The organism is Pseudomonas sp. SD17-1, from assembly GCF_029201585.1.
In the GTDB taxonomy this organism is placed as follows: Bacteria; Pseudomonadota; Gammaproteobacteria; order Pseudomonadales; family Pseudomonadaceae; genus Aquipseudomonas; species Aquipseudomonas palmensis.
This window is the reverse complement of sequence record NZ_CP104044.1, coordinates 4,773,659-4,798,075: the sequence shown is the minus strand read 5'-3', so window position 1 is coordinate 4,798,075 and position 24,417 is coordinate 4,773,659. Positions and strand designations below refer to the sequence as shown.

Sequence of the window (24,417 nt, the reverse complement as noted above, 5' to 3'; positions counted from 1 at the left end):
CTTGACCCGCGATCAGCGGCGCATGGCCAACCGATAATCCCCCGGCGTGGCCCCCACCACCTGCCTGAAGCGATTGCTGAAATGGCTGGCACTGGCAAACCCGCACGCCAATGCCACCTCGCCCAACGCCCCGTCGCCACAGCGCAGCAACTGGCGTGCCCGGGCCAGGCGCCGCGCCAGCAGGTATTGGTGCGGCGGCAGGCCGAAGCTTGCGCGGAACATCCGTGCAAAGTGGTAGTGCGACAGGTTGCACAGCAACGCCAGCTCACCCAGGCTGATCGCCTGCTCAAGGTGCGCCTCGATGTAGTCGGCCAGGAGCCGGCGCTGATGCGTCGCCAACCCGCCCTTCAGGCGCAGCCCCCGACGCAGCCCCACCTGGTTGAGCACCGCATGGTCGAGAATCTCGTGGGCCAGGCTGCTGGTCAGCAGGCGCTCGCCGGGCTCGTCCCAGTTCAGCTCGATCAGCCGGCCAAAGCGCAGCGCCTGCTCCGGGTCGTCGATGAAGGTCGCTTCGTGCAGTTGCACCTCGCGCGGTTCGCGGTCCAGCAGGCGGGTGCAGGCCAGGGCGAACTGCGCCTGGCTGATGTACAGGTGCGCCAGGCGGATGCTGCCATTGATCACCCAGTTCGAGGCGTGCTCGGCCGGCAGGATGCACAGCTTGCCGGGCCCGCCCTTGGCGGCGGGGCGATCCCGGCGAAAGGTGCCGGTGCCGCCGGCGATATAGCACGACAGCGTGTGGTGGCTGGGCGCTTCGTAGTCGCGGGCGTCGTGGCGGTTGTTCCACAGGGCTGCGACCAGCTCGTCGCCGAGCTGCGCACTGTGTTCCAGGCGGGCATTGGGCGAGGCGTGCATGGCTTGAAAGACTTGCAACTGGTCCAGCGGCGTCATGGGGTCTACCTCTGTCGGCCATCCTACTCGCGGCCACCGGGCCTGACAGCCCCGCCCAGCAAAAAACCGCAAGTTTGTGCAAGCGCACGGGGCGGCCCGCGCCGGACACTTCAGGCTGTCGTGAGGAGTGCATGCCATGAACCTGTCGTTGTACCTGCTGACCGTGCTGATCTGGGGCACCACCTGGATCGCCCTGAAACTGCAACTGGGGGTGGTGGCCATCCCGGTGTCCATCGTTTATCGCTTTGCCCTGGCGGCGCTGGTGCTGTTTGCCGTGCTGTTGATCGGGCGGCGCCTGCAGGTGATGAACCGGCGCGGGCACCTGATCTGCCTGGCCCAGGGGCTGTGCCTGTTCTGCGTGAACTTCATGTGCTTTCTGACGGCCAGCCAGTGGATCCCCAGCGGCCTGATCGCGGTGGTGTTCTCCACCGCCACGCTATGGAACGCACTCAATGCGCGGGTGTTCTTCGGGCAGCAGGTGGCGGCCAACGTGCTGGCGGGTGGGGCGCTGGGGCTGGGCGGGTTGGGGCTGCTGTTCTGGCCGGAGCTGGCCGGGCATGCGGCCAGCCGCGAAACCCTGATCGGCCTGGGCCTGGCGTTGCTGGGTACGCTGTGTTTCTCGGCGGGCAACATGCTCTCGAGCCTGCAGCAGAAGGCCGGCTTGCGGCCGATGACCACCAATGCCTGGGGCATGCTCTACGGGGCCGGAATGCTGGCGCTGTACTGCGTGGTCAGCGGTATTCCGTTCGCGATGGAATGGAATGTGCGGTATGTGGGGTCGCTGCTGTACCTGGTGATCCCGGGGTCGGTGATCGGCTTTACCGCGTACCTGACGCTGGTGGGGCGCATGGGGCCGGAGCGTGCGGCGTACTGCACGGTGCTGTTCCCGCTGGTGGCGCTGAACGTGTCGGCGTTCTACGAGGGGTACCAGTGGACAGCGCCGGCGCTGGGCGGGCTGGTGCTGGTGATGCTGGGCAATGTGCTGGTGTTCCGGAAGGGGCGGGTGGTGACGCCTTCGCCGGCAAGGCCGGCGCCTACCAGGGCCGCGTAACCCTTGCAGGAGCCCGCCTTGCTGGCGAATGGCAGCCTTACTTCCACACCTGCGGGTTCACCAGGTCGCGCGGGCGCTCGCCCAGCAGTGCCGCGCGCAGGTTGTCGATGGCACGGTTGGCCATCGCCTCGCGGGTTTCGGCCGTGGCCGAGCCCACATGCGGCAAGGTCACCGCATTGGCCAGCTGGAACAGCGGCGATTCGCTCAGCGGCTCCTTCTCGTACACATCCAGCCCTGCACCGCGAATCGTGCCCTGCTGCAACGCCGCCACCAGCGCCGCCTCATCCACCACCGGCCCGCGCGACACGTTGACCAGAAACGCACTGGGCTTCATCAGCTTCAGTTCGCGCTCGCCAATCAGGTGCCTGGTGTTGGCCCCCAACGGCACCACCAGGCACACGAAGTCGGCTTCGGCCAGCAGTTGATCCAGGCTGCGGTACTGCGCACCCAGTTCCTGCTCCAGCGCGGTCTTGCGGCTGTTGCCGCTGTAGATCACCGGCATGTTGAAGCCGAACCGGCCACGCCGCGCAATCGCCGCGCCAATGTTGCCCAGCCCGACGATGCCCAGCGTCTTGCCATGCACGTCGCTGCCAAAGTGTGCCGGGCCCACGGTGGCTTTCCATTCGCCGGCCTTGGTCCAGGCGTCCAGCTCGGCCACCCGCCGCGCTGCGCTCATGATCAGCGCAAAGCCGAGGTCGGCGGTGCTTTCGGTGAGGACGTCAGGGGTGTTGGTCAGGGCGATGCCGCGCTGGTTGAAGTAGGCCAGGTCGTAGTTGTCGTAACCCACCGACACGCTCGACACCACCTGCAACTGCTCAGCGTTGTGCAATTGCGCTTCGCCTAGCTTGCGCCCCACCCCGATCAGGCCGTGGGCCTGGGGCAGCGCTTCGTTGAACTGGGCATTGATGTCGCCCAGCTTGGGGTTGGGCACGATCACGTTGAAGTCTTGCTGCAGACGCTCGACCATCGGGGCGGTGATGCGGCTGAAGGCCAGTACGGTCTTTTTCATCGGCGAACTCGCTGCGGGCAGGGGAGAATGGGTAGCACGCTATCATTCTCCGCCGCCCCTGTGCAGCAAGATTTCAGGTGGCGATGAGCAGCTCGTGGGTCTTGAGGTCGGCCTCGTGGGCCGCGAGGATCTCCGGCAGCGAGTTGCGCAGGTACTCGACCCAGGTCTTGATCTTCGCATCCAGGTACTGGCGCGAAGGGTAGATCGCGTACAGGTTCAGCTCCTGCAGGCGGTACTCGGGCATCACCCGTACCAGGCTGCCGTCGCGCAGGCCGTCGATGGCCGAGTAGATCGGCAGCACGCCCACGCCCATGCCGCTGCGGATCGCCGCCTTCATGGCATCGGCCGAGTTCACCTGGAAGGGCGCCTGGGTGATGTTCACCACCTCCTGGCCCTCGGGGCCGTCGAACAGCCATTTTTCCAGCGGGATCACCGGGCTCACCATGCGCAGGCAGGCGTGCTTGAGCAGGTCGGCCGGCTTGTGCGCCACGCCGTGGCGCTTCACGTATTCGGGCGAGGCGCACACGATGCTGTAGGTGATGCCCAGGCGCTGCGACACGAAACCCGAGTCCGGCAGCTCGCTGGCGAGCACGATGGACACGTCGTAGCCCTCGTCCAGCAGGTCGGGCACGCGGTTGGCCATGGTCAGGTCGAAGGTCACGTCGGGGTGGGTTTCGCGGTAGCGGGCGATGGCGTCGATGACGAAATGCTGGCCCACGCCGGTCATCGAGTGCACCTTCAGTTGCCCGGCCGGGCGCGCATGCGCGTCGCTGGCCTCGGCCTCGGCTTCCTCCACGTAGGTGAGGATCTGCTCGCAGCGCATCAGGTAGCGCTTGCCCGCTTCGGTCAGTGCGATGCGCCGGGTGGTGCGGTTGAGCAGGCGGGTTTGCAGGTGCGCTTCAAGATTGGAAACCGCCCGCGACACGTTCGCGGTGGTCGTATCCAGTTGCACGGCAGCGGCGGTGAAACTGCCGACTTGCGCGACGCAACTGAAAGCACGCATGTTTTGCAGGGTGTCCATGGGGCGCTCTCAAGGAAGACGACAGAATTGTGACATGAAGTAACCAAAGCAGTCTTCAGACTAAAGCCGGATTATCGCGGTTTTCGTAACAAAGATTCGCAGTAAAGCACGCTTATCGCCAGTGCGGCGGCCCCCTAGAATTGCGTCACCTAGCGTCATCCACCTTCTAGTCGGGAACTCGCAGCTGTGCCGCGTCGCATCATCAGAGCGCTGAATGCGCTCAGTGTCTGTGCCTTTAGCTTGACCTTGAGCGGCTGTATCGGAACCTGGGGCATCGCCCCGCAAAGCAAGACGCTGCAAGCCAATACCCTGACCACCGACGCGGCCATCCGAGCAGCCGCGCAGGATGCCCACTGGCCCGACCAGCAATGGTGGCAAGCCTATGGCGACCCGCAACTGGCGCGCTGGATCGCCCTGGCGCTCCAGGGCAGCCCGACCATGGCCATGGCCGCTGCCCGCGTGCGTGAAGCCAGGGCCATGGCCGGGGTGATCGAGGCCGACGAAAAACTGCAGGTCAACGGCCAGTCCAGCCTCAAGCGCCACAACTGGCCCGAAGACCAGTTCTATGGCCCCGGCGCGCTGTCCGGTGCCAACACCTGGGACAACAATGCCACCCTGGGCCTGAGCTATGCGCTGGACCTGTGGGGACGCGAGCGCAATGCCAGCGAGCAGGCCGTGGACATGGCCCACATGAGCGTGGCCCAGGCGCGCCAGGCGCAGCTCGAACTGCAGAACAACATCGTCAAGGTGTACATCCAGCTGTCGCTGCACTTTGCCCAGCGCGACATCGTCAAGGCCGAGCTGGCCCAGCAGGAGCAGATCCTGGCCCTGGCCGAACGGCGCCTGGCCGGCGGCATCGGCACCCATTTCGAGGTCAGCCAGGCGCAGACGCCGCTGCCCGAAACCCATCGCCAGCTCGACAGCCTCGATGAAGAAATCGCCCTGGCGCGCAACCAGCTGGCCGCGCTGGCCGGCAAGGGCCCGGGCGAGGGCGCGCAGTTGCAGCGGCCCAATCTCTCGTTGGCCACCGCGCTCAAGCTGCCGTCGGCGCTGCCTGCCGAGCTGGTGGGGCAGCGTCCCGACGTGGTTGCCAGCCGCTGGCAGGTGGCGGCCCAGGCGCGCGGTATCGATGTGGCGCATGCCGGCTTCTTCCCCAACGTCGACCTGGTCGGCGGGCTCGGCTTCATGGCCACCGGCGGCGGTGCGCTGGAGTTTCTCACCGGGCGCAAGTTCAACTACAACGTCGGCCCGGCCATCAGCCTGCCGGTGTTCGACGGTGGCCGCCTGCGCTCGCAACTGGGCGTGGCCTCGGCCGGCTACGACATCGCCGTGGCGCGCTACAACCAGACCGTGGTCGAGGCCCTCAAGGGGGTGTCCGACCAGTTGATACGCCGTCACTCGATGGACGAGCAGCAACACTTTGCCGCCGAGTCGGTGGCCTCGGCGCAGAAGACCTACGACATCGCCATGATCGCGTTCCAGCGCGGCCTCACCGACTACCTCAACGTGCTCAATGCGCAGACCCTGCTGTTTCGCCAGCAGCAGATCCAGCAGCAGGTGCAGGCCGCGCGCCTGACCGCGCATGCCGAACTGGTCACCGCCCTGGGCGGTGGGCTGGGCGCCGGCAACGATGTGCCGACGCCGGATAAGCAGGCCGCACCGGCCACCCCGCGCACCCTGGCGGTGTTCGACAAATGAGCGCCATGACCCTGCCGTTTCGCTGGCTGGCATCACTTGAATGGCGTCGCGGCTTCTTCGAATGGGCGCGCAGCGACGGCGTCACCTGGGTGTACATCTTCAAGGTGCTGAGCGCGGCGTTTCTCACCCTGTGGCTGGCCATGCGTCTGGAGCTGCCGCAGCCGCGCACCGCGATGATCACCGTGTTCATCGTGATGCAGCTGCAGAGCGGCCACGTGTTCGCCAAGAGCTTCTACCGCCTGCTCGGCACTCTGGCCGGTTCGTCGGTGATGGTCGCGCTGATCGCGATCTTCCCGCAGAACACCGAGCTGTTCCTGCCCAGCCTGGCGATCTGGGTGGGCATCTGCTCGGCGGGGGCGATGCGCTACCGCAACTTTCGCGCCTATGGCTTCGTGCTGGCCGGCTACACCGCGGCCATGGTCGGCCTGCCGGCCCTGCAGCACCCCGACGGTGCATTCATGGCGGCAGTGTGGCGGGTGCTGGAGATCTCCCTGGGCATCCTGGTGTCGACCCTGGTCAGCGCCGCGATCCTGCCGCAGTCGGCCAGTGCCTCGATGCGCAACGCCCTGTACCAGCGCTTTGGCGTGTTCGCCGGCTTCGTCGCCGAAGGCCTGCGCGGCGACAGCCAGCGCGACCGTTTCGAAAGCAGCAACGTGCGCTTCATCGCCGAGGCGGTGGGCCTGGAAAGCCTGCGCAGCGTGACCGCCTTCGAAGACCCGCACATGCGCCGGCGCAACGGCCGCCTGGGCCGCATGAACAGCGAGTTCATGGCCATCACCACGCGCTTCAACGCCCTGCACCAACTGCTCGAGCGCCTGCGCCAGCGCGGCCCGCTGCAGATCGTCACGGCCATCGAGCCGGGCCTCGATGCCCTGGCCAACCTGCTCGACGGCTATGCCGGGCGCTCGCTGACCCACGCCGATGCCGCGCGCCTGGCCGAGCAACTGGCCGCCTACAAGGACGACCTGCCCGAGCGGGTACGCAGCCTGCGCGCCGCCTACCTCGACACCGCGCCCAGCGACGCCGACCTGCTCGACTTTCACACCGCCTACGAACTGCTGTACCGCTTCGTCGACGACCTGCACAGCTATGCCCAGACCCACGCCTCGCTGGCCGAGCACAGCCACGCCCGTGAGCAATGGGACGAACCCTACGTGGCCCAGACCAACTGGCTGGTGTCGCTGGCTGCCGGCGTGCGGGCCGCGTTCATCCTGCTGGTGCTGGGCAGCTTCTGGCTGGCCACGGCGTGGCCCAGCGGGGCCATGATGACCCTGATCGCGGCGGCCACCGTGGGCCTGTCGGCGGCCACCCCCAACCCCAAGCGCATGTCGTTCCAGATGGCCTGCGGCACCCTGTTCGGCGCGCTGGTGGGGTTCTTCGAAACCTTCTTCGTGTTCCCCTGGATCGACGGCTTCCCGCTGCTGTGCATGGTGCTGGCGCCGGTGTTCGTGGTGGGCGCGTTCCTGGCCTCGCGCCCGGCCTACGCCGGTTATGGCCTGGGCCTGCTGATCTTCTTCTCGACCGGCTCGGTGCCCGACAACCTCACCGTGTACAACCCCTACACCTTCGTCAACGACTACATCGCCATGGTCATCGGCATGCTGGTGTGCGCGGCGGCCGGGGCGATCATCCTGCCGCCCAACAGCCGCTGGCTGTGGAGTCGCCTGGAGCAGGACCTGCGCGGCCAGGTGCTGTTCGCCATCAGCGGGCGCCTGCGCGGGCTGGGCTCGGCGTTCGAGAGCCGCACCCGTGACCTGCTGCACCAGGCCTATGGCCTGGCCGTGGGCCAGCCCCAGGTGCAGAGCAAGCTGCTGCGCTGGATGTTCGTGGTGCTGGAGGTGGGCCACGCGATCATCGAGCTGCGCAAGGAACAGGCGATACTCCCGGTGCACCCGTGCTATGCCGAGTCCCAGCCCTGGCGCCAGGCGATCCGCGTGATGGGCCGGGCGCTGGCGCGGCTGTTCCTGCAGCCCACCGCCAGCAACCACGAGCGTGCGCTGGTGGCAGTGGACCATGCGATCAGCCGCGTGCAGGCCACCGACGAACCTTTCGCCCGGCACTTCGACACCTCGGCCCTGCGCCGGGTGCAGAGCTACCTGCACTTCATCCGTACCTCGCTGCTCGACCCACAATCGCCGCTGGCCCACCTGCCCGCGACGCAAGGACTGCCCGATGCCCCGTGAAATCGCCTTCCACGGCCTGTACATGCCGACCATGACCTTGATGTTCCTGTTCGCCGCAGGGCTTGCCTGGGGGCTGGACCGGTTCATTGCCGGGCATGACGGCTACCGTTTTTTCTGGCACCCGGCGCTGCTGCGCCTGTGCCTGTTCATTTGCCTCTTTGGCGCCATGGCGCTGACCGTCTACCGTTGAGACCCTAGTCGATGAAAAAGTTTTTCAGCCTGATCGCCACCTTGCTGGTACTGGCAGCTGCCGTGGCGATCGGCCGGCAATTGTGGGTGCAGTACATGAACACGCCCTGGACCCGCGACGGGCGGGTGCGCGCCGACATCATCAACGTGGCCGCCGACGTGCCCGGCTATGTGGTGGACGTACCGGTGCGCGACAACCAGCTGGTGAAGAAGGGCGACCTGCTGATCCAGATCGACCCCGAGCACTACGAGGTGGCGGTCAGGCAGGCGCAGGCGCTGGTAGCCTCGCGCAAGGCCACCTGGGAGATGCGCAAGGTCAATGCGCACCGGCGTGCCGACATGGACAACCTGGTGATCTCGCGGGAGAACCGCGACGACGCCAGCAACATCGCCAACTCGGCCCTGGCCGACTACCAGCAGGCCCAGGCGCAGCTGGCGGCGGCAGAGCTGGACCTCAAGCGCACGCGCATCCTGGCCACGGTGGACGGCTACGTGACCAACCTCAACGTGCACCGCGGCGACTATGCGCGCACCGGTGAGCCGAAGATGGCGGTGGTCGACAAGGACTCGTTCTGGGTCTACGGCTTCTTCGAGGAGACCAAGCTGCCGCACGTGAAGGTGGGCGATCAGGCCGACCTGCAGATGATGAGCGGCGAGGTGCTCAAGGGGCATGTGGAGAGCATCTCGCGCGGCATCTATGACCGCGACAACCCTGAAAGCCGCGAGCTGATCGCCGACGTCAACCCCACCTTCAACTGGGTGCGCCTGGCCCAGCGGGTACCGGTGCGCATTCACATCGACGAGGTGCCCGAAGGCTTCCTGCTGGCAGCGGGCACCACCTGCACGGTGGTGGTCAAGCCGCGCGATTGAGCGCGTGCCGCTGCCATGGCGAACGTTCAGCGGTGCATGAACTGCGGCTCGCGCTTCTCGGCGAAGGCGGCCATGCCTTCCTTCTGGTCTTCGATGGCGAAGGTGGAATGAAACAGCCGGCGCTCCTGGCGTACGCCTTCGCTCAAGGTGGTTTCGAAGGCGCCGTTCACCGCCTCCTTGGCCATCATCGCTACCGGCCCGGAGTAGCCGGCGATCCGCGCCGCGACACGCAAGGCTTCGTTGAGCAGCGCCGCGTCGCTCACCACCCGGCTCACCAGGCCGCAGCGCTCGGCTTCGTGGGCGTCCAGGGTGCGCCCGGTGAGCACCATGTCCATGGCCTTGGCCTTGCCGATGAAGTGCGCCAGGCGCTGGCTGCCGCCGGCACCGGGGATGGTCCCCAGCTTGATTTCCGGCTGGCCGAAGCGCGCGCTCTCGGCGGCGATGATGAAGTCGCACATCAGCGCCATCTCGCAGCCACCGCCCAGTGCGTAGCCGGCCACCGCGGCGATCACCGGCTTGCGAAAGCTGGCCAGGCGCTCCCAGTCCACGGTCACGAAGTCGCTGGTGTACACGTCGATGTAGTTGCGGTTGCGCATGGCCATGATGTCGGCCCCGGCGGCGAACACCGTGTCGGTGCCGGTCAGCACCACGGCGCGCACGCTGCGGTCCTGTTCCAGGCGGTCGAGCACGCCGGCCAGCTCCGCTGCCAGTTCGGCGCACAGGGCATTGAGCGACAGCGGCCGGTTGAGGCGAATCAGCGCCACCGCGTCAATCTGTTCCAGCAGCAGGTAATCGAGTTTCATCCGTGTAGTCTCGTTCAAGGGGTGAGGGCAAGGGGGCGTCAGAGATGACGCGCATCGACCAGTACCGGGCAACCGGCCTTGTCGATGACTTTGCTGCTGATCGAGGGGTCGAACATGCGGTCCAGCCGCGACAGGTGGCGGTGGCCCATCACGATCAGGTCGCTGCCCAGGCGCTTGGCCTCGGCGACGATGCTCGACACCGGGTCGCCATTGACCAGGTTGCCTTCGGTCTGGAAGCCGCGTTCGCGCAGGTGGGTCACCGCCTGCAGCATGCTCATGTCGGCCACCTGCTGTTCATGGCTGGCCGCCGGGTATTCGGTTTCGTCCTGCGGGCTGATGTGGCCGTCCTGTTCGGGCAGTGCGTAGGCACGGTCGACCGCCAGCAGCACATGCAGGCGATGACGGGTCTGCTCGCAGAACGTGCTGACGGTTTCCAGGATGCCGTGGCTGCGTGGCGAGCCATCGATGGCGATCAAAACGACGCTGTACATGGGGCAGGGTCCACTCACTGTGCAAAGAGCAGCATTCTTGAAAAAAGCATGCGGCGCGGTAAATGGTGCAGCGTGCAATGACTAGTTGCGCCACATGCAGGGGCTGTGAGCGCGGCGGAAACTGTTAAGCTTTGCCCCGGACTCAACGAAGCAATGAATGGATGCTTGCCATGCACTTTCCAGATATGAATTTGCTGGTCGCGCTGGATGCGCTGCTCGATGAAGGCAGTGTGGTCGGCGCGGCGCGGCGGATGAACCTGAGCCCCGCGGCCATGAGCCGTACCCTGACGCGCATTCGCCATGCGGTGGGTGACCCGATTCTGGTGCGCGCCGGCCGCGGCCTGGTGCCCACGCCCAAGGCCATGGCCCTGCGCAGTCAGGTGCGCAGCGTGGTGGAGCAGGCCAACCAGGTGTTCAGTTCCAGTGACGAGGTCGACCTGCAGAGCCTGGAACGGGCCTTCAACCTGCGCGCCAACGATGTATTCATCGCGCCCTTTGCCGCGCCCCTGCTGGAAACCATGCGCGAACAGGCGCCGCACACGGTGCTGCGCTTCGTGCCCGAAGGCGAGGGCGGCGACGAGGACGCCGCACTGCGCGACGGGCGCCTGGACCTGTACATCAGTGCCACGCGCAACCTCGGCCCCGAGATCAAGGTGCAGAGCCTGTTCTCCACCACCTTCGTCGGCCTGGCGCGGGTCGATCACCCGATCTTCGATGACGAGATCACCCCCGAGCGCTTCGCCGGCTACGAGCAGATCAGCGTGTCGCGCCGTGGCCGCGCCGCCGGCCCGATCGATGCGGCGCTGGCCGGCATGGGCCTGCAGCGGCGCGTGGCGCTGATCACCCCGAGCTTTCATTCGGCGATGTTCTCGCTGCCCGACTCCGAGTTGCTGCTGGCGCTACCCGAGCACGTGCTGATGAGCGTGGCCCGGCTCGGCCTGCCGCTGCGCTCGTTCCGCATCCCGATGGCGCTGGAGGCGGTAACCATCATGCAGGCCTGGCACCCGCGCTTCGACAACGACCCCGCCCACCGCTGGTTGCGCCAGACCCTCAAGGAGTGCTGCTCCAGGCACTACGCCTGAGCCCGGGGCAGGCACGCGTTATCGGTGGCTTTTGTGGATTGCGTTTGACGCAGCAATAAACTGCGAATATGTCAGTTTTCGTCATCTATTGGCCTCCATAGACTTGCCGGGTACTTAACTACCCGGAGTCCTCCTGCCATGTGTGTGCCTTTTTTCTGCCGTGCTTCAGCGCCTGTGGGCGGGGGCCGGCCATGACGTCGCTGGCGGCCCAGGCGCCCTTGGGGGCCACCCCGGCGCCCGCTGCGGCGCCTGCCAAACCGGCCGCCCCGGCTGCCTTCGGCCTGCGTATCGTGGTGGGCCTGGTCGGCGTGCTGCTGGCGGTGCTGTGCGCCGGCCTCAACGAGATGGTCACCAAGATGGCCCTGGCCGACATCCGTGGCGGGATGCACATCGGCGCCGACGAAGGGGCCTGGCTGGTGGCGCTGTACTCGGCCACCTCGGTGTCGGCCATGGCCTTTGCGCCCTGGTGTTCGGTGACCTTCTCGCTGCGCCGCTTCACCCTGTGTGCCATCGGCGCCTTTGCCGTACTGGGGCTGCTCTGCCCGTTTGCACCCAACCTCGAAAGCCTGATGCTGCTGCGCACCCTGCAAGGCCTTGCCGGGGGCGCGCTGCCGCCGATGCTGATGAGCGTGGCGCTGCGCTTTCTGCCCCCCGGCATCAAGCTCTACGGCCTGGCCGGCTACGCCCTGACCGCGACCTTCGGGCCGAGCCTGGGCCTGCCGCTGGCGGGCATGTGGACCGAGTATGTCGGCTGGCAGTGGGCGTTCTGGCAGATCATCCTGCCCTCGCTGGTGGCCATGGGCTGCGTGGCCTGGGGCCTGCCGCAGGACCCGTTGCGCCTGGAGCGCTTCAAGCAGTTCGACTGGCGCGGCCTGTTGCTGGGGCTGCCGGCCATCTGCTCGATCGTGATCGGCCTGTCCCAGGGCGACCGCATGGGCTGGTTCAACTCGCCGCTGATCTGCTGGCTGCTGGGCGGCGGGGTGGTGCTGCTGGTGCTGTTCATGATCAACGAATGGTCGCACCCATTGCCGTTCTTCAAGCTGCAGATGCTGCGCAACCGCAACCTGACCCACGCCCTGATCACCCTGGGCGGGGTGCTGGTGGTGCTGTCGGCCGTGATCATCATCCCCACCAACTACCTGGCCCAGGTCCAGGGCTATCGGCCCGTGCACAGCGGCCCGGTGATGCTGCTGGTGGCGCTGCCGCAACTGCTGGCGCTGCCGCTGACCGCGGCGCTGTGCAACATCCGCGCGGTGGACTGCCGCTGGGTGCTGGCCATCGGCCTGGGCATGCTCGCCATGTCATGCCTGGGCGGCACGCAGATCACCTCGCAGTGGGTGCGCGAAAACTTCTATGTGCTGCAACTGTTCCAGATCTTCGGCCAGCCGATGGCGGTGATCCCGCTGCTGATGCTCGCCACCGGCGGCATGACCCCGCAGGACGGCCCGTTCGCTTCGGCCTGGTTCAACACCATCAAGGGCCTGGCTTCGGTGGTGGCTGCCGGGGTGCTGGAGGCCCTGACCACGGTGCGCCGGCATTTCCACTCCAACATGCTGGTGGACAACCTGGGCAACTCGCCGCTGGCTGCCAGCGATGCGCCGGGGCTGGCCAGGCGCATCCATGAGCAGGCCGTGGTGCTGACCTCGGCCGACCTTTACCTGTGCATGGCGCTGCTGGCACTGGCGCTGATCGTGCTGATTCCCTTTGTGCCTACCCGGATCTACCCGCCGCGTGCAGTGGCCTAGTCCCGTCGAGAGAGAAAGACATGACCTCAAGTAAAACTTCCAGACTCACCCTGATCGCCGTGGCGGTGATCGTCGTCGCCGGCCTGGCCTATGTGGCGCTGCCCGCGCTGTTCGGCAGCGGCGGCACGCAGTCCACCAACGATGCGTACGTCACGGCCGACTACACCGTGGTGGCGCCCAAGGTGTCGGGCTTCATCAAGGCGGTCCACGTCGAGGACAACCAGCAGGTCAAGGCCGGCCAGGTGCTGGCGCAGATCGACGACCGCGACTTCCAGGCGGCGCTGGCCGCCGCCGACGCGCAGTTGCTGATGTCCCGCGCGCAGTACCAGAACGCCCGCGCCACCCTCGAACGCCAGGCTTCGCTGATTGCCCAGGCCCAGGCCACGGTGGCTGCCGACGAGGCGGCGCTGGCGTTCGCCAACCATGAACTGACCCGTCACACCCGCCTGGCCGAGCAGGGCGCCGGCACCGTGCAGAACGCCCAGCAGGCGCGCAGCCGGGTCGATCAGGCCCAGGCTCGCCTGGCCAACACCCGTGCGGCGCTGGCCGCGGCACGCAAGCAGGTGGACATTCTTACCGCGCAGGTGGAGGCGGCCCAGGGCGGCCTCAAGCATGCCGAGGCCGCGCTGGACCGTGCCCGCCTGGACCTGTCCTACACGCAGATCGTCGCACCCATCGACGGCATGGTCGGCGAGCGCGCCGTGCGCGTGGGCGCCTACGTCAACCCGGGCGCACGGCTGCTCTCGGTGGTGCCGCTGGCGCAGGCCTACGTGGTCGGCAACTTCCAGGAAACCCAGCTGACCCACGTGCAGCCAGGCCAGGCAGTGCTGGTGAGCGTGGATACCTTTGCCGGTGAACAGCTGCGCGGCCATGTGCAGAGCGTGGCCCCGGCCACCGGCCTGACCTTTGCCGCAGTCAAGCCGGACAACGCCACCGGCAACTTCACCAAGGTGGTGCAGCGCATCCCGGTGAAGATCGTGCTCGACGCCGACCAGCCATTGCTCAGCCGCCTGCGCGTGGGCATGTCGGTGATCGCCAAAATTGATACCCAGAGCCCGGCCAGGGCCCAGGCCGGCAACGAGGTCAGCGCTCGATGAACTTCGCACAGGCTACTTCGCCCTTGCTGCTGGGCGCCACGCTGACCCTCGGCGCCTGCAGCCTGGGCCCCGATTTCGAAGCGCCGCGCTCGACCGCGCCGTCGGCCTGGCCGACCCTGCAGGACAAGGCCGGCCCCAGCCAGCCCGAGGCGACACCGCTGCAGGCGCGCTGGTGGGAGCAGTTCAACGATGCGCAGCTGTCGTCACTGGTACAGCGCGCGGTCGAACGCAACCTGGACCTGCAGGTGGCCACCGCCCGGCTGATGCAGAGCCGCGCGGTGCGCAGCAGCATTGCCTCCGAGCAGTACCCGTCGGTCGACCTGAACGGCAACTACAGCCGCGCCCGCAACAGCGAGGACGGCCTCAACGACCCGTCCGGCAAGAACGGCAAGTCGGCCTTCAACCTGTGGCAGGGCGACTTCACCGCTGCCTGGGAACTGGACCTGTGGGGCCGGGTGCGGCGTGAGGTGGAGGCCGCCGACGCCAGCGTCGAGGTGGCCGAAAACGACCGCCAGGGCGTGCTGCTGTCGTTGCTGGCCGAGACCGCCCACGACTATATCCAGCTGCGTGCGGTGCAGAGCACCCTGGCGGTGATCCGCGAGAACCTCGACGTGTCGCGCTACAGCCTGCGCCTGTCGCAGATGCGCCTGAACGATGGCGTGGCGACCAACCTCGACGTGGCCCAGGCCAAGGCGCAGGTGGCGTCCATCGAGGCGCGCCTGCCCACCCTGGAAGACCGCCAGGCGCAACTGATCAACGCCCTGAGCCTGCTGCTGGCCGAGCCGCCACGCAGCCTGCAGAACGAACTGCTGCAACCGGCACCGATGCCGCAGACCGCGCAGCGCTTTGCCATGGGCCTGCCCTCAGAACTGGCCGAGCGGCGCCCCGACATCCGCCAGGCACAGGCGCAACTGCACGCCGCCACGGCCAGCATCGGGGTGGCCAAGGCCAACTTCTATCCGAGCATCCGCCTGTCGGGCAGCGCGGGGTTCCAGTCGCTGCAACTGTCGGACTTCGGCAACTGGAGTTCGCGCCGGTTTGCCATCGGCCCGCAGTTGAGCCTGCCGATCTTCGAAGGCGGGCGCCTGACCGGCGTGCTCAAGCTGCGCGAGGCGCAGCAGCAGGAAGCGGCTGTGCAGTACCAGCAGGTGGTGCTGCGCGCCTGGCACGAGATCGACGATGTGCTGCGCCTGTACAACGCCAGCCAGCTGCGCCGCGACCTGCTCGACGAAGCGGTGCGCCAGAGCCGGGTGGCGCTGGACACCGCGCGCAACCAGTACGTGGAGGGCGCGGTCGACTTCCTCAACGTGCTGACCGTGCAGAGCGCCTTGCTGGCCAACCAGGAGCAGTGGGTCGAAAGCTCGGCGGCGGTGTCGCTGGCCATGGTCGGCCTGTACAAATCCCTGGGTGGGGGCTGGCAGTCATTTGCCCCACCGGCCCAGGCCAGCGCTGAACTCGATCGAGGGCAGCGGTCAAAGCACCCATGAGGCCTGCGCCGGCCGTGCCCCGGCACGGCCGGCGCCGCGCCGGGGTTCACATGTCATCCAGAAAAGGACGCAGGTATGAATATTTCCTTGCACGGCAAGCGTGCGATCGTCAGCGGCTCCACCGCCGGTATCGGCTTTGCCATTGCCCACGGGCTGGCCGAGGCCGGTGCCGAGGTGGTGGTCAACGGGCGCACCAAGGCCCGTGTCACGCGCGCCGTCGAACAGATCCAGCGCAAGTTGCCCGGGGCCAAGGTCAAGGGCATCGCGGCCGACCTGGGCACGGCCGAGGGGGCGGACATCCTGTTTGCCAAGGAGCCGGAAACCGACATCCTGGTCAACAACCTGGGCATCTTCGAGCCCAAGGGCTTCTTCGAGATCAGCGACGAGGACTGGCAGCGCTTCTTCGAGGTCAACGTGATGAGCGCGGTGCGCCTGTCGCGCCATTACGCCAAGGGCATGGCCACGCGCGAGTGGGGCCGGGTGCTGTTCCTGTCGAGTGAATCGGCGCTGCAGATCCCGACCGAGATGGTGCACTACGGCACCACCAAGACCGCCCTGCTGGCGATTTCCCGCGGGCTGGCCGAGACCCTGGCCGGTACCGGCGTGACCGTCAATGCGGTGCTGCCGGGCCCGACCCGCTCAGAAGGCGTGGGCGGCTACTTCAGCCAGATGGCCAGGGAGCAGGGGGTGGACAGCGAGACGCTGGAGGCCCGGTTCATTGCCGAGCACCGCCCCAGCTCGGTCATCAAGCGTCTGGCCACGGTCGAGGAGGTCGCCAACATGGTGGTCTACCTGGCCTCGCGCCAGGCCAGCGCCACCACCGGCGCAGCCCTGCGCGTGGATGGCGGCGTGGTTCGTTCCATCGCCTGATGCACCCTGCCGCGCCCGGGCGAGCGACTCGCCCGGGCGCGGCCTTCAGCCGGCAATCGCCGGCAGGCTGGCCGGTTGCAGCCCGTAGTCGAACTCGGCGAACAGCCGGGCAAAGCGCTTGAGCGATTCGGGCGCGTCCATGCGTTCCATCACCACTTCGATGAACACCAGCGTGTCGGCCTGTGCGGCCTGGGCCAGCGCATCTTCGAGCTGGTCCTCGGTGTGCACGGTGAAGCTGCGCGAGCGCTCGCGGGTGTCCAGCACGCTGGCCAGTTGCGCATAGCGCCAGGGGTTCACGTCGTTGTAGCTGGCATGCTCGCCCAGGATCAGCCGTTCGATGGTGTAGCCATCGTTGTTGATCAGGAAGATCACCGGCTTGAGGTTGTGCGCCAGAATCGTCGACAGCTCCTGCACGGTCATCTGCAACGAGCCGTCGCCGATGAACAGCAGTTGGCGGCGTGTCGGTGCGGCCAGCAGGCTGCCCAGCAGCGCGGGCAGGGTGTAGCCGATCGAGCCCCAGATCGGCTGGGTGATGCAGGTTGCCCCGGTCGGCAGGCGCAGGCCGCTGATGCCCGCCGACGAGGTACCGCTTTCGGCGATGACCAGGTCGTCGGCTTCGATCAGGTGGCCGATGCGCTGCCAGAAGCGCAGCTGGCTCAGCGGCTTGCCCGACAGCGCGGCGAACGCCGGGCTGGCACTGAACGGCGGGATGCGCTGGGCGCGGCGCTCGCGTGCCAGCGCCTGTTGGCCCAGCGCCTGGAGCACCTGGCCCAGGCTCACGGCGGTGTAGTGCTGCCTGGCGATCGAGGCCGCGTAGGCGTGCAGCTGGATCAGCGCGCCGTCCATGAAGCTGTGGGAGAACAGCGCGGTGCTGGTGTCGGTGAAGCGTGCGCCAAGGCTGATCACGCAGTCGGATTGCTCCAGTGCCGCACGCACGCCGGGCGCGGAGCCGGCACCGGCGTAGGTGCCGAGGAACAGCGGGTGCGACTCGGGCAGCATGGCCTTGGCCGGCGGCAGGCAGGCGAAGGGCAGGTCGAAGCGCTCGATCAGCTCGAGCACCTGGGGCACCAGGCCAAAGCGCGCCACGTCCATGTCCACCAGCAGCACCGGCGAGCTGGCGGCATCCAGGCGTGCCACCAGCGCCCGTACCACCGCCTGCAGTTGCCCCGGCTCGCTGCGCGGCTCGCTCAGTTGCAGCGGCGTGTCGGGCACCTCGATAGGCAAGGTGGCCAGGTCGCTGGGCAGTTGCAGGTACACCGGGCGGCGTTCGCGGTAGCAGGTCTGCAATACGCGGTCGATTTCCATGGCGGCGTTTTCCACGGTGATGCGCGCCTGGGCCACAGTGAACTGGCGCAGGGTCACCATGATGTTGTCGTAGTTGCCGTCGCCCAGAGTGTGGTGCATCAGGGCCCGGTCGATGATCGCGTGCAGCGGCGGCATGCCCGACACCATGATCACCGGCACCCGCTCGGCATAGGCGCCGGCGATGCCGTTGAGTGCACTGAGGTCGCCCACCCCGTAGGTGGTCAGCACCGCGCCGAAGCCCTGGGTGCGGGCGTAGCCGTCGGCCGCGTAGGCCGCGTTGAGTTCGTTGCAGTTGCCGATGAAGTCGAGCGTGGGCAGCGCCTCGACCTGTTCGAGCAGGGTCAGGTTGTAGTCGCCGGGCACGCCGAACAGGTGGCGGATGCCGAATTCCTGAAGGCGGCGCAGCAGAAAATCGCCAATGGTCATGTCCATGAGTAGGGAAGCCTCGTGATCCTTGAGAGAGGGTGCGCCGCTAGGGCTGGCGGCGCAGGTCGATGACGTTGCCGGCCTTGCCTTCGGAACGCTTGAGGGTGTGGCACGGGTGCAGCTGGATGTGGGTGCTGATGCCCACGTGCACCTTGATCTGGTGGCTCAGCTGCTGGCAGGCGGCCTGTTGCTGCCGGGCGCTCAGGCCGCTGTGTTCCGGGCGCAGCTCGACGTGTACGGCCAGCACGTCGAGGTTGCCCTGGCGGCTGACATGCAACTGGTACACCGGGCTGAACATCAGCAGCTTGAGCAGTTGCTCCTCGATCTGGCTGGGGAACACGTTGACCCCGCGGATGATCAGCATGTCGTCGCTGCGCCCGGTGATGCGGTCGATGCGGCGCATGGCGCGACCGTTGCCGGGCAACAGGCGGGTGAGGTCGCGGGTGCGGTAGCGCACCATCGGCAGCGCTTCCTTGCTCAGGGTGGTCAGCACCAGTTCGCCGAACTGCCCGTCGGGCAGCACCGCGCCGGTGACCGGGTCGATGATCTCGGGGTAGAAGTGGTCTTCCCAGAGTGTCGGGCCGTCCTGGGTGTCGAGGTGCTCCATGGCCACCCCCGGGCCCATCACTTCCGACAGGCCGTAGATGTCCAGGGCCTTGATGCCCAGGCGCTGTTCCAGCTCGCCGCGCATCTGTCCGCCCCACGGCTCGGCGCCGAAGATCCCGGCGCGCAGCGACAGCGACTGCGGGTCGATGCCCTGGCGTTCGATCTCTTCGGCGATGTTGAGCATGTAGGACGGCGTCACCATGATGATGTCCGGCTGGAAGTCCTTGAGCAGCTGCACCTGGCGTGCGGTCTGCCCGCCCGACATCGGGATCACCGTGCAGCCCAGTTTCTCGGCGCCGTAGTGTGCGCCCAGGCCTCCGGTGAACAGGCCGTAGCCATAGGCGATATGGATGCGGTCGCCGCGCCGCCCGCCCGCAGCGCGGATCGAGCGCGCCACCAGCGAGGCCCACACGTCGATATCGTTGCGCGTGTAGCCGACCACGGTGGGCTGGCCGGTGGTGCCGCTGGAGGCATGCAGGCGCAGCACCTGGTCCATCGGCACGGCGAACAGGCCGAAGGGGTAGTGGTCGCGCAACTGTGCCTTGCTGGTCAGCGGGAAGTGCGCCAGGTCGTCGAGGTGCTTGAGGTCGTAGGGGTGCACGTCCAGTGCATGGAACTGCTCGCGGTACCAGGCCACATGGGTATAGGCATGCAGCAGGGTCTGGCGCAGGCGCAGCAATTGGTGCTGGCGCAACTCGTCGAGGCCGGCCTGTTCCAGGTGGTCATCGAACGGTTGGGCGAAGGGCACCGGGGCCAGGGCGGCGACAGGGCTTGCGTGCAGTAAAGTCGATTCGATCGGCATCGGGTCTGTTCTCTACCAGGAAGGGGAGTGGTCAAGGGCGCCCACGCTCGCGCTGCCATGCCCGCGCGCCGGGTGGGGCCGGGCGCGCAGGTGGCAGGGGCGGGCGCTGCGGGATCAGCCGGCCTGGTTCAGGCGCAGCAGCTGGTTGAAGATGTTCTTCTGGTGCATCTCTTCGGTGCCGCCCACGCTGGCAAAGCCCAGCGCGTCCTTGACCAGGGTGGCGATGTCGCCTTCGTGGTAGCCCAGGCTGCCGTACAGCTTGAGCAGGCTGATGGCGCTGTGGATGAAGTCCTGCGCGGCGCCGAGCTTGGCGATCGAGCAGCTCATCAGCGCCTGGGGGTCGTTGCCCAGCAGCTGGTCGAGCGCGGCGTACACCATCCAGCGGTTGCGCTCCATGCCCATGGCGATGTCCACCAGGCGCTTCTGCACGTACTGGTGGGTGTCGATGGCGCTGTTGAAGCTCTGGCGGTTGGCCGCGTAGTGCATGGCCTCGGCCAGGAACGGCGTGGGCAGGTTGGCCGCTACCAGGCCGTAGTACGCACGCCCCAGCGAGATGATCCTGATCAGTTGCTGCAGGCCGCGGCCCGGCTCGCCCAGTACCTGTTCGGCCGGCACCGGCAGGTTGTCGAAGTGCAGCGGGCCGGTGGGCAGGTGCTTGTTGCCCAGCTTGTCGTCCGGCTCGCCACGGGTCAGGCCGGGGGTGTCCTTGTCGATGATCACCAGGGCGATGTTGTGCTTGGAGTCGGTGGCCAGGCGGGTCACGATCAGCAGGAAGTCGGCCACCGGTGCATGGGCGATGTTGAACTTGCTGCCGGTCAGCCGGTAGCCGTCCTCGCACGGGGTCAGCAGGCTGTGGATACTGCGCACGTCGGTGCCGGTGCCCGGTTCGGCGATGCCGGTGGCGCTCAGCGCGCCGGCCAGGATTGCGCTCAGGTAGCGGTCCTTCTGGGCGTCGCTGCCGTAGAGCATCAGGGCACGGACCATGCCGGCCTGGGCAATCACCGACAGCAGCAGCTCGGGCGTGCGGATCGACGAGGCCAGGCCTTCCAGCGCGGCACTGAAGCCCCACCAGTCTTCACCCAGGCCGCCGTATTCGAGCGGGATGACCAGCTTCCACAGGCCCGCGTCGCACAGGCGCTGCCAGCCGTAGTGATCGAAACCGGGGGCGGCGCTGCGCCGCGCCTCGGCCAGTTCCACGCCGATGGCGCGGTAGGTCGACAGCAGCGCGAGCTGCTGTGGAGTCCAGGAGAGTTTCATTGAGCGTACCTTTGCAGTCGGTTCGCCGGGGCGCCTGAGCGTCGGCGAACGGTTCGTCCCTGAGCGCCGGCTCAGCCTTCCTGGAAAGCCAGGACCTGATCCTTGAATACCTGGGGCACAGGCACGGTGGCCTGTTTGTCGTAGTCGAACATCACGTGGTACGACTTGGCCCTGGCCACCACCTCGTGGGTATCGTCCTGGCGGCGCATGGTGTGCTCGATCTCGAAGCTCTTGGTGCCGAATTTCACCACGGCGCTGCTGACCACCAGGGTTTCGCCGTACATGGCCTGCTTGAGGTAGTCGCACTCGCTGCGCACCATGATGTGCGGCAGTTTTTCGCTCTTTGGCAGTTGCAGCAGGTGGTGCATGTAGCAGAGGTAGGCATGTTGCATGTAGTCATAATAGATGGGGCTGCTTACATGGCCCATCGAGTCGGTGTCGCGGTATTTGATTTCAATGACGGTCTCAAAGCCTTTCTGGCTCATGGTGCACTTCCTTTTGTTTGTTCTGTTTGAAGTTGGCGAAATGTTCTTGAAACTTCTCGGCAACTTGGTCGGTCCCTTGAAAGTGGGTTTCAAGTTGTTTCAAATGCTAGGCAAGTTGAACTTGCAAGGCTACTCGCGTTTGTTTGCAGGGAACTCGCTTTCGCGCTGCAGCGCTTGTCTGTCGTGGGGTTGCTGGCTGCTGGTTGTACGCCATGGTTCGTTTGTGGGGGCGGCCTTGAGGGTGGCGTTGAATTGCTCGCATTTCGCCGCCGACAACGAACTTTGGTCATGAATATTTAATATTCCTGGCAATGCGAGCAATCCACGGCGGGTACACGGGCACGGCTCTTGTGTGTGGGGTTTTTAATGCGAGTAGTTGTTCGGCAGGCATTCTTTTAGCATGGCCGCCACTCAGGCGCCGTTGTTGTAGCGGCCCTGTATCGCCATTCAGGGAGTGCAGTGTTCATGACCAATCAAGACAGGGTGGCGGTGGTCACCGGTGCGGCCAGCGGTATTGGCGCGGCGACCGCCCTGCAGCTGGCACGGGAGGGTTTTCAGGTGGCGTGCCTGGACCGTGACGAGGGCGGCCTGGATCGCACCCTGCATGCGCTGGGCCCAGGCCATCGGCCGTTCGCCCTGGACCTGTGCGATGAACAGGCAGTGGCCGCGGTGTTCGCCGAAATCGCCCGGTGGCGCGGGCGCATCGATGGCCTGGCCACCTGCGCCGGGGTGGTCGACACCACGGCATTCGACGACCTGAGCGTGGCGCGCCTGCGCCAGTTGCTGGAGGTCAACCTGCTTGCCACCTTCAGCGTGGTGCAGCACAGCGTGCCCTTGATGCGCGCCGGCGGGCATATCTGCACCGTGGCCAGCGTCGCCGGCATTCGCGGCGGCGGCCTGGCCGGCACGCTCGGCTACGCCACCAGCAAGGGCGCGGTAATCACCCTGAGCAAGGGCCTGGCGCGCGAACTGGGCCCGCGCGGGCTGACCGTCAATTGCGTTGCCCCGGCGGTGATCCGCACGCCGATGCTCGATGACACCACGCGCGTCGCCGGCAAGCTCGAACAGCTGCACGGCATGACCGCCTTGCGCCGCGAGGGCCGTGCCGAGGAAGCCGCCGAGGTGATCGCCTGGCTGCTGTCGGGCAAGGCCTCGTTCGTCAGCGGCACCACCATCGCCGTGGACGGCGGCCTGGCGATGCTCTGAGGCGCTTTCTTTTCTTCCTTTTCTTCTCTGTACAGGACGTCAACCATGGCAGTTTCCAAGGACAACCCACTGGCGCTTTGCCGCACCTTTTTCTTCATTCCCGGCGCCGACGAGCGCGCGTTGCTGGCGGCACTCGACGGCGATGGCGACGTGCTGGTGCAGGAGCTGGAGGACTTCACCCCACCGGCGCGACGCCCCGAGGCGCGTGCACTGGCGGTGGATATCCTGCAGCGCTGGCGCGCCTGCGGGCGGGTCAGTGCGGTGCGCATCAACCCGTTTGAAACCTGTGGCCACGAGGACCTGGCGGCAGTGATGGCTGGCCGCCCGCAGGTGGTGATGATGTCCAAGGTCGAGCGCCGCGAGCAGATGATCGAGCTGGACCAGTTGATCACCGAGCTTGAGGGGCGCCATGGCATCGCTGCCGGCAGCACGTTGATCGTGCCGAACATCGAGACCGCGCTGGGCGTGGTGCGCGCCATCGAGATCGCCGCCGCCAGCCCGCGTATCAAGGCGATGCTGGTGGCCACCGAGGACATGGTGGCCGACCTGGGCGCCGGGCGCAGCCGCGCCGGCACCGAGCTGTATTACCCGCGCTCGCGCTTTCTGCTCGAATGCGCGGCGGCGGGGGTGCTGGCCATCGACTCGCCCTACACCTTTGCCGACGCGCAGGGTGCCGAAGCCGACATGCAGTTCGCCCGCTCCATCGGCTACCAGGCCAAGGGTGTGGTCAACCCGGCGCACGTGGCGGTCGCCAATCGCTACCTCACCCCCGCTGACGCGGACGCCGAACTGGCGCGCCGGCAGGTGGCGGCGTTCGAGGCGGCTGCCCAGGGCGGCAACGTGCGTGCCGAAGTCGATGGCCTGGTGGTGGAAGTGCCCAGCTACCTGCAGGCGCTGCGCTTGCTGGAGCGTTACGAGCAGTTGCAGGCGCGCCAGGCGCTACGCCGCTGAGCTGTGCGGCTGCGCGCGGGCGCGGGCGGTGGCCAGCGGCATGGCCGGCGGGAGGCACAACAGCCCGATCAGCGAGCTGCTGATCGCATCCTCGATCTGCGCCTGGCTCATCTGCGGCGAGTCGAGGATGTAGGCCTTGACCATCGAGGTGATCACCTGCGCCGCCAGCCAGGCGGCCAGGTGCAGGTTGCTGTGAGCCAGCGTGGCCCGCCAGCGGTCCAGCAGGCGCTCGATGGACAGGGTGATGCGGGCCTTGTGCTGCAGGTCGTCGACGCTGCGGCTCAGGTTGGCCAGGTCGGTGTCGAGCAGCCGGTGCAGCTCCGGTTCCTGCTGGTGCAGGTGCAGCAGGGCTTGCACCAGCAGCCTGAGGTGGGCCGGCAGGTCGGCCACCTCGTGGGCGCCGGCGACCTCCAGAATCACCCGGTTCATGGCCTGCGCATGGCGCTCATGCAACGCCGCGATCAATGCATCCTTGTTCGGGAAGTACTGATAGACCGAGCCCACGCTGACCCCGGCGCGCTGGGCCACCAGGTTGGTGTTGGTGCCCTGGTAGCCATGCTTGACCACCACCTTGGCGGTGGAGGTGAGGATGGTTTCGACCATCATCCGCGAGCGGGCCTGGGTGGGGATCTTGCGCGGAAGGTTAAGGTGTTTCACGAATGTCTCCAGAAAGGGCCTGATTGCATTTGTGAGAAAGGCTGCCAGCAGGCAGCGGTGCTCCGACCTTGGAGATTTCTCCCTGATTGCCTGGAGCGCGCCGCCGCTGTGGCAATGCAGCCGATCCAGTACGAGGGCGATTCTTGGCCTTGGAGACGCTTTGGAAAATGCTCTGGTGTGCACTTTATAGTTAGCGATAGGGTCAGCTATCGCCGGCGCAGGCCCCCGCAAACCGGGC

General features: G+C 67.0%; 22 protein-coding genes. 12 read left to right on the top strand and 10 right to left on the bottom strand.

The features are described from left to right. Nucleotides 1-12: 12 nt before the first annotated feature. On the bottom strand, nt 13-888 hold the full coding sequence (locus N0B28_RS21800; protein WP_058540853.1) for an AraC family transcriptional regulator: 876 nt from the start codon (nt 886-888) through the stop codon (nt 13-15). Between the two features lie 136 nt (nt 889-1,024). Here N0B28_RS21800 and N0B28_RS21795 point away from each other — a divergent pair, with 136 nt between their 5' ends. Continuing rightward, entirely contained in the window at nt 1,025-1,939 is a 915-nt protein-coding gene (locus N0B28_RS21795; protein ID WP_054914866.1) for a DMT family transporter, read from the top strand. 37 nt (nt 1,940-1,976) lie between these two features. On the opposite strand, the gene N0B28_RS21790 is transcribed toward N0B28_RS21795, so the two are convergent. Together N0B28_RS21790 and N0B28_RS21785 are read right to left on the bottom strand one after the other, a co-directional pair. Next, nucleotides 1,977-2,948 (bottom strand): D-glycerate dehydrogenase, encoded by a 972-nt coding sequence (locus N0B28_RS21790; protein ID WP_058540854.1) that lies wholly within the window; start codon nt 2,946-2,948, stop codon nt 1,977-1,979. Between the two features lie 73 nt (nt 2,949-3,021). Next, nucleotides 3,022-3,969 carry a LysR family transcriptional regulator gene (locus N0B28_RS21785; protein WP_043860975.1) on the bottom strand — a complete coding sequence of 316 codons (948 nt, stop codon included), beginning with the start codon at nt 3,967-3,969 and terminating at the stop codon, nt 3,022-3,024. Nucleotides 3,970-4,155: 186 nt separating this feature from the next. Between N0B28_RS21785 and N0B28_RS21780 the strand changes: the two genes are divergently transcribed. Genes N0B28_RS21780 through N0B28_RS21765 form a run of 4 tightly spaced genes read left to right on the top strand, consistent with a single transcriptional unit; the run spans nt 4,156 to nt 8,909 of the window. Beyond that, nucleotides 4,156-5,667, top strand: a complete 1,512-nt coding sequence (locus N0B28_RS21780) for an efflux transporter outer membrane subunit (RefSeq protein WP_043860976.1) — start codon at nt 4,156-4,158, stop codon at nt 5,665-5,667. Then, a complete protein-coding gene (locus N0B28_RS21775; RefSeq protein ID WP_054914863.1) occupies nt 5,664-7,850 on the top strand; it encodes an FUSC family protein in 2,187 nt (728 codons plus the stop codon). Before N0B28_RS21780 ends, N0B28_RS21775 begins: the two co-directional genes overlap by 4 nt. Continuing rightward, a complete protein-coding gene (locus N0B28_RS21770) occupies nt 7,840-8,040 on the top strand; it encodes a DUF1656 domain-containing protein (RefSeq protein WP_043860978.1) in 201 nt (66 codons plus the stop codon). Before N0B28_RS21775 ends, N0B28_RS21770 begins: the two co-directional genes overlap by 11 nt. Nucleotides 8,041-8,051: 11 nt before the next feature. Continuing rightward, nucleotides 8,052-8,909 (top strand): HlyD family secretion protein, encoded by an 858-nt coding sequence (locus tag N0B28_RS21765; RefSeq protein WP_043860979.1) that lies wholly within the window; start codon nt 8,052-8,054, stop codon nt 8,907-8,909. A gap of 26 nt (nt 8,910-8,935) precedes the next feature. Here the strand turns inward: N0B28_RS21765 and N0B28_RS21760 are convergent, their stop codons facing one another. Both N0B28_RS21760 and N0B28_RS21755 read right to left on the bottom strand, forming a co-directional pair. Further along, a complete protein-coding gene (locus tag N0B28_RS21760) occupies nt 8,936-9,712 on the bottom strand; it encodes an enoyl-CoA hydratase (protein ID WP_043860980.1) in 777 nt (258 codons plus the stop codon). A gap of 38 nt (nt 9,713-9,750) precedes the next feature. Beyond that, nucleotides 9,751-10,203, bottom strand: a complete 453-nt coding sequence (locus tag N0B28_RS21755; protein ID WP_043860981.1) for a universal stress protein — start codon at nt 10,201-10,203, stop codon at nt 9,751-9,753. A gap of 170 nt (nt 10,204-10,373) precedes the next feature. Between N0B28_RS21755 and N0B28_RS21750 the strand changes: the two genes are divergently transcribed. From N0B28_RS21750 to N0B28_RS21730, 5 genes are all read left to right on the top strand, one after another. After that, nucleotides 10,374-11,285 (top strand): LysR family transcriptional regulator, encoded by a 912-nt coding sequence (locus N0B28_RS21750; protein ID WP_043860982.1) that lies wholly within the window; start codon nt 10,374-10,376, stop codon nt 11,283-11,285. Between the two features lie 191 nt (nt 11,286-11,476). Further along, on the top strand, nt 11,477-13,030 hold the full coding sequence (locus N0B28_RS21745) for an MFS transporter (protein WP_043860983.1): 1,554 nt from the start codon (nt 11,477-11,479) through the stop codon (nt 13,028-13,030). Between the two features lie 20 nt (nt 13,031-13,050). Further along, nucleotides 13,051-14,127 (top strand): HlyD family secretion protein, encoded by a 1,077-nt coding sequence (locus N0B28_RS21740; RefSeq protein ID WP_043860984.1) that lies wholly within the window; start codon nt 13,051-13,053, stop codon nt 14,125-14,127. Next, nucleotides 14,124-15,614 carry an efflux transporter outer membrane subunit gene (locus tag N0B28_RS21735; RefSeq protein WP_275728681.1) on the top strand — a complete coding sequence of 497 codons (1,491 nt, stop codon included), beginning with the start codon at nt 14,124-14,126 and terminating at the stop codon, nt 15,612-15,614. Before N0B28_RS21740 ends, N0B28_RS21735 begins: the two co-directional genes overlap by 4 nt. A gap of 75 nt (nt 15,615-15,689) precedes the next feature. Further along, complete coding sequence (locus tag N0B28_RS21730) at nt 15,690-16,484, top strand: SDR family oxidoreductase (RefSeq protein ID WP_043860986.1); 795 nt, start codon at nt 15,690-15,692, stop codon at nt 16,482-16,484. Between the two features lie 45 nt (nt 16,485-16,529). On the opposite strand, the gene N0B28_RS21725 is transcribed toward N0B28_RS21730, so the two are convergent. From N0B28_RS21725 to N0B28_RS21710, 4 genes are all read right to left on the bottom strand, one after another. Beyond that, nucleotides 16,530-18,221: a thiamine pyrophosphate-binding protein gene (locus N0B28_RS21725; RefSeq protein WP_043860987.1), complete on the bottom strand. Its 1,692-nt coding sequence runs from the start codon at nt 18,219-18,221 to the stop codon at nt 16,530-16,532. Nucleotides 18,222-18,261: 40 nt separating this feature from the next. Then, nucleotides 18,262-19,623, bottom strand: coding sequence for a phenylacetate--CoA ligase PaaK (gene paaK, locus N0B28_RS21720; protein ID WP_054914859.1), 1,362 nt, complete (start codon nt 19,621-19,623; stop codon nt 18,262-18,264). A gap of 114 nt (nt 19,624-19,737) precedes the next feature. Next, nucleotides 19,738-20,880: an acyl-CoA dehydrogenase family protein gene (locus tag N0B28_RS21715; RefSeq protein ID WP_275728677.1), complete on the bottom strand. Its 1,143-nt coding sequence runs from the start codon at nt 20,878-20,880 to the stop codon at nt 19,738-19,740. A gap of 71 nt (nt 20,881-20,951) precedes the next feature. Then, nucleotides 20,952-21,365, bottom strand: a complete 414-nt coding sequence (locus N0B28_RS21710) for an acyl-CoA thioesterase (protein ID WP_275728675.1) — start codon at nt 21,363-21,365, stop codon at nt 20,952-20,954. 465 nt (nt 21,366-21,830) lie between these two features. Between N0B28_RS21710 and N0B28_RS21705 the strand changes: the two genes are divergently transcribed. Both N0B28_RS21705 and N0B28_RS21700 read left to right on the top strand, forming a co-directional pair. Then, entirely contained in the window at nt 21,831-22,571 is a 741-nt protein-coding gene (locus N0B28_RS21705; protein WP_088515553.1) for an SDR family NAD(P)-dependent oxidoreductase, read from the top strand. A 45-nt stretch (nt 22,572-22,616) separates the two neighbouring features. Then, nucleotides 22,617-23,522, top strand: a complete 906-nt coding sequence (locus N0B28_RS21700; RefSeq protein WP_043860993.1) for a CoA ester lyase — start codon at nt 22,617-22,619, stop codon at nt 23,520-23,522. Here the strand turns inward: N0B28_RS21700 and N0B28_RS21695 are convergent. After that, complete coding sequence (locus N0B28_RS21695; protein WP_052504232.1) at nt 23,511-24,179, bottom strand: TetR/AcrR family transcriptional regulator; 669 nt, start codon at nt 24,177-24,179, stop codon at nt 23,511-23,513. The two genes, N0B28_RS21700 and N0B28_RS21695, sit on opposite strands and share 12 nt — an antisense overlap. Between the last annotated feature and the right edge of the window lie 238 nt (nt 24,180-24,417).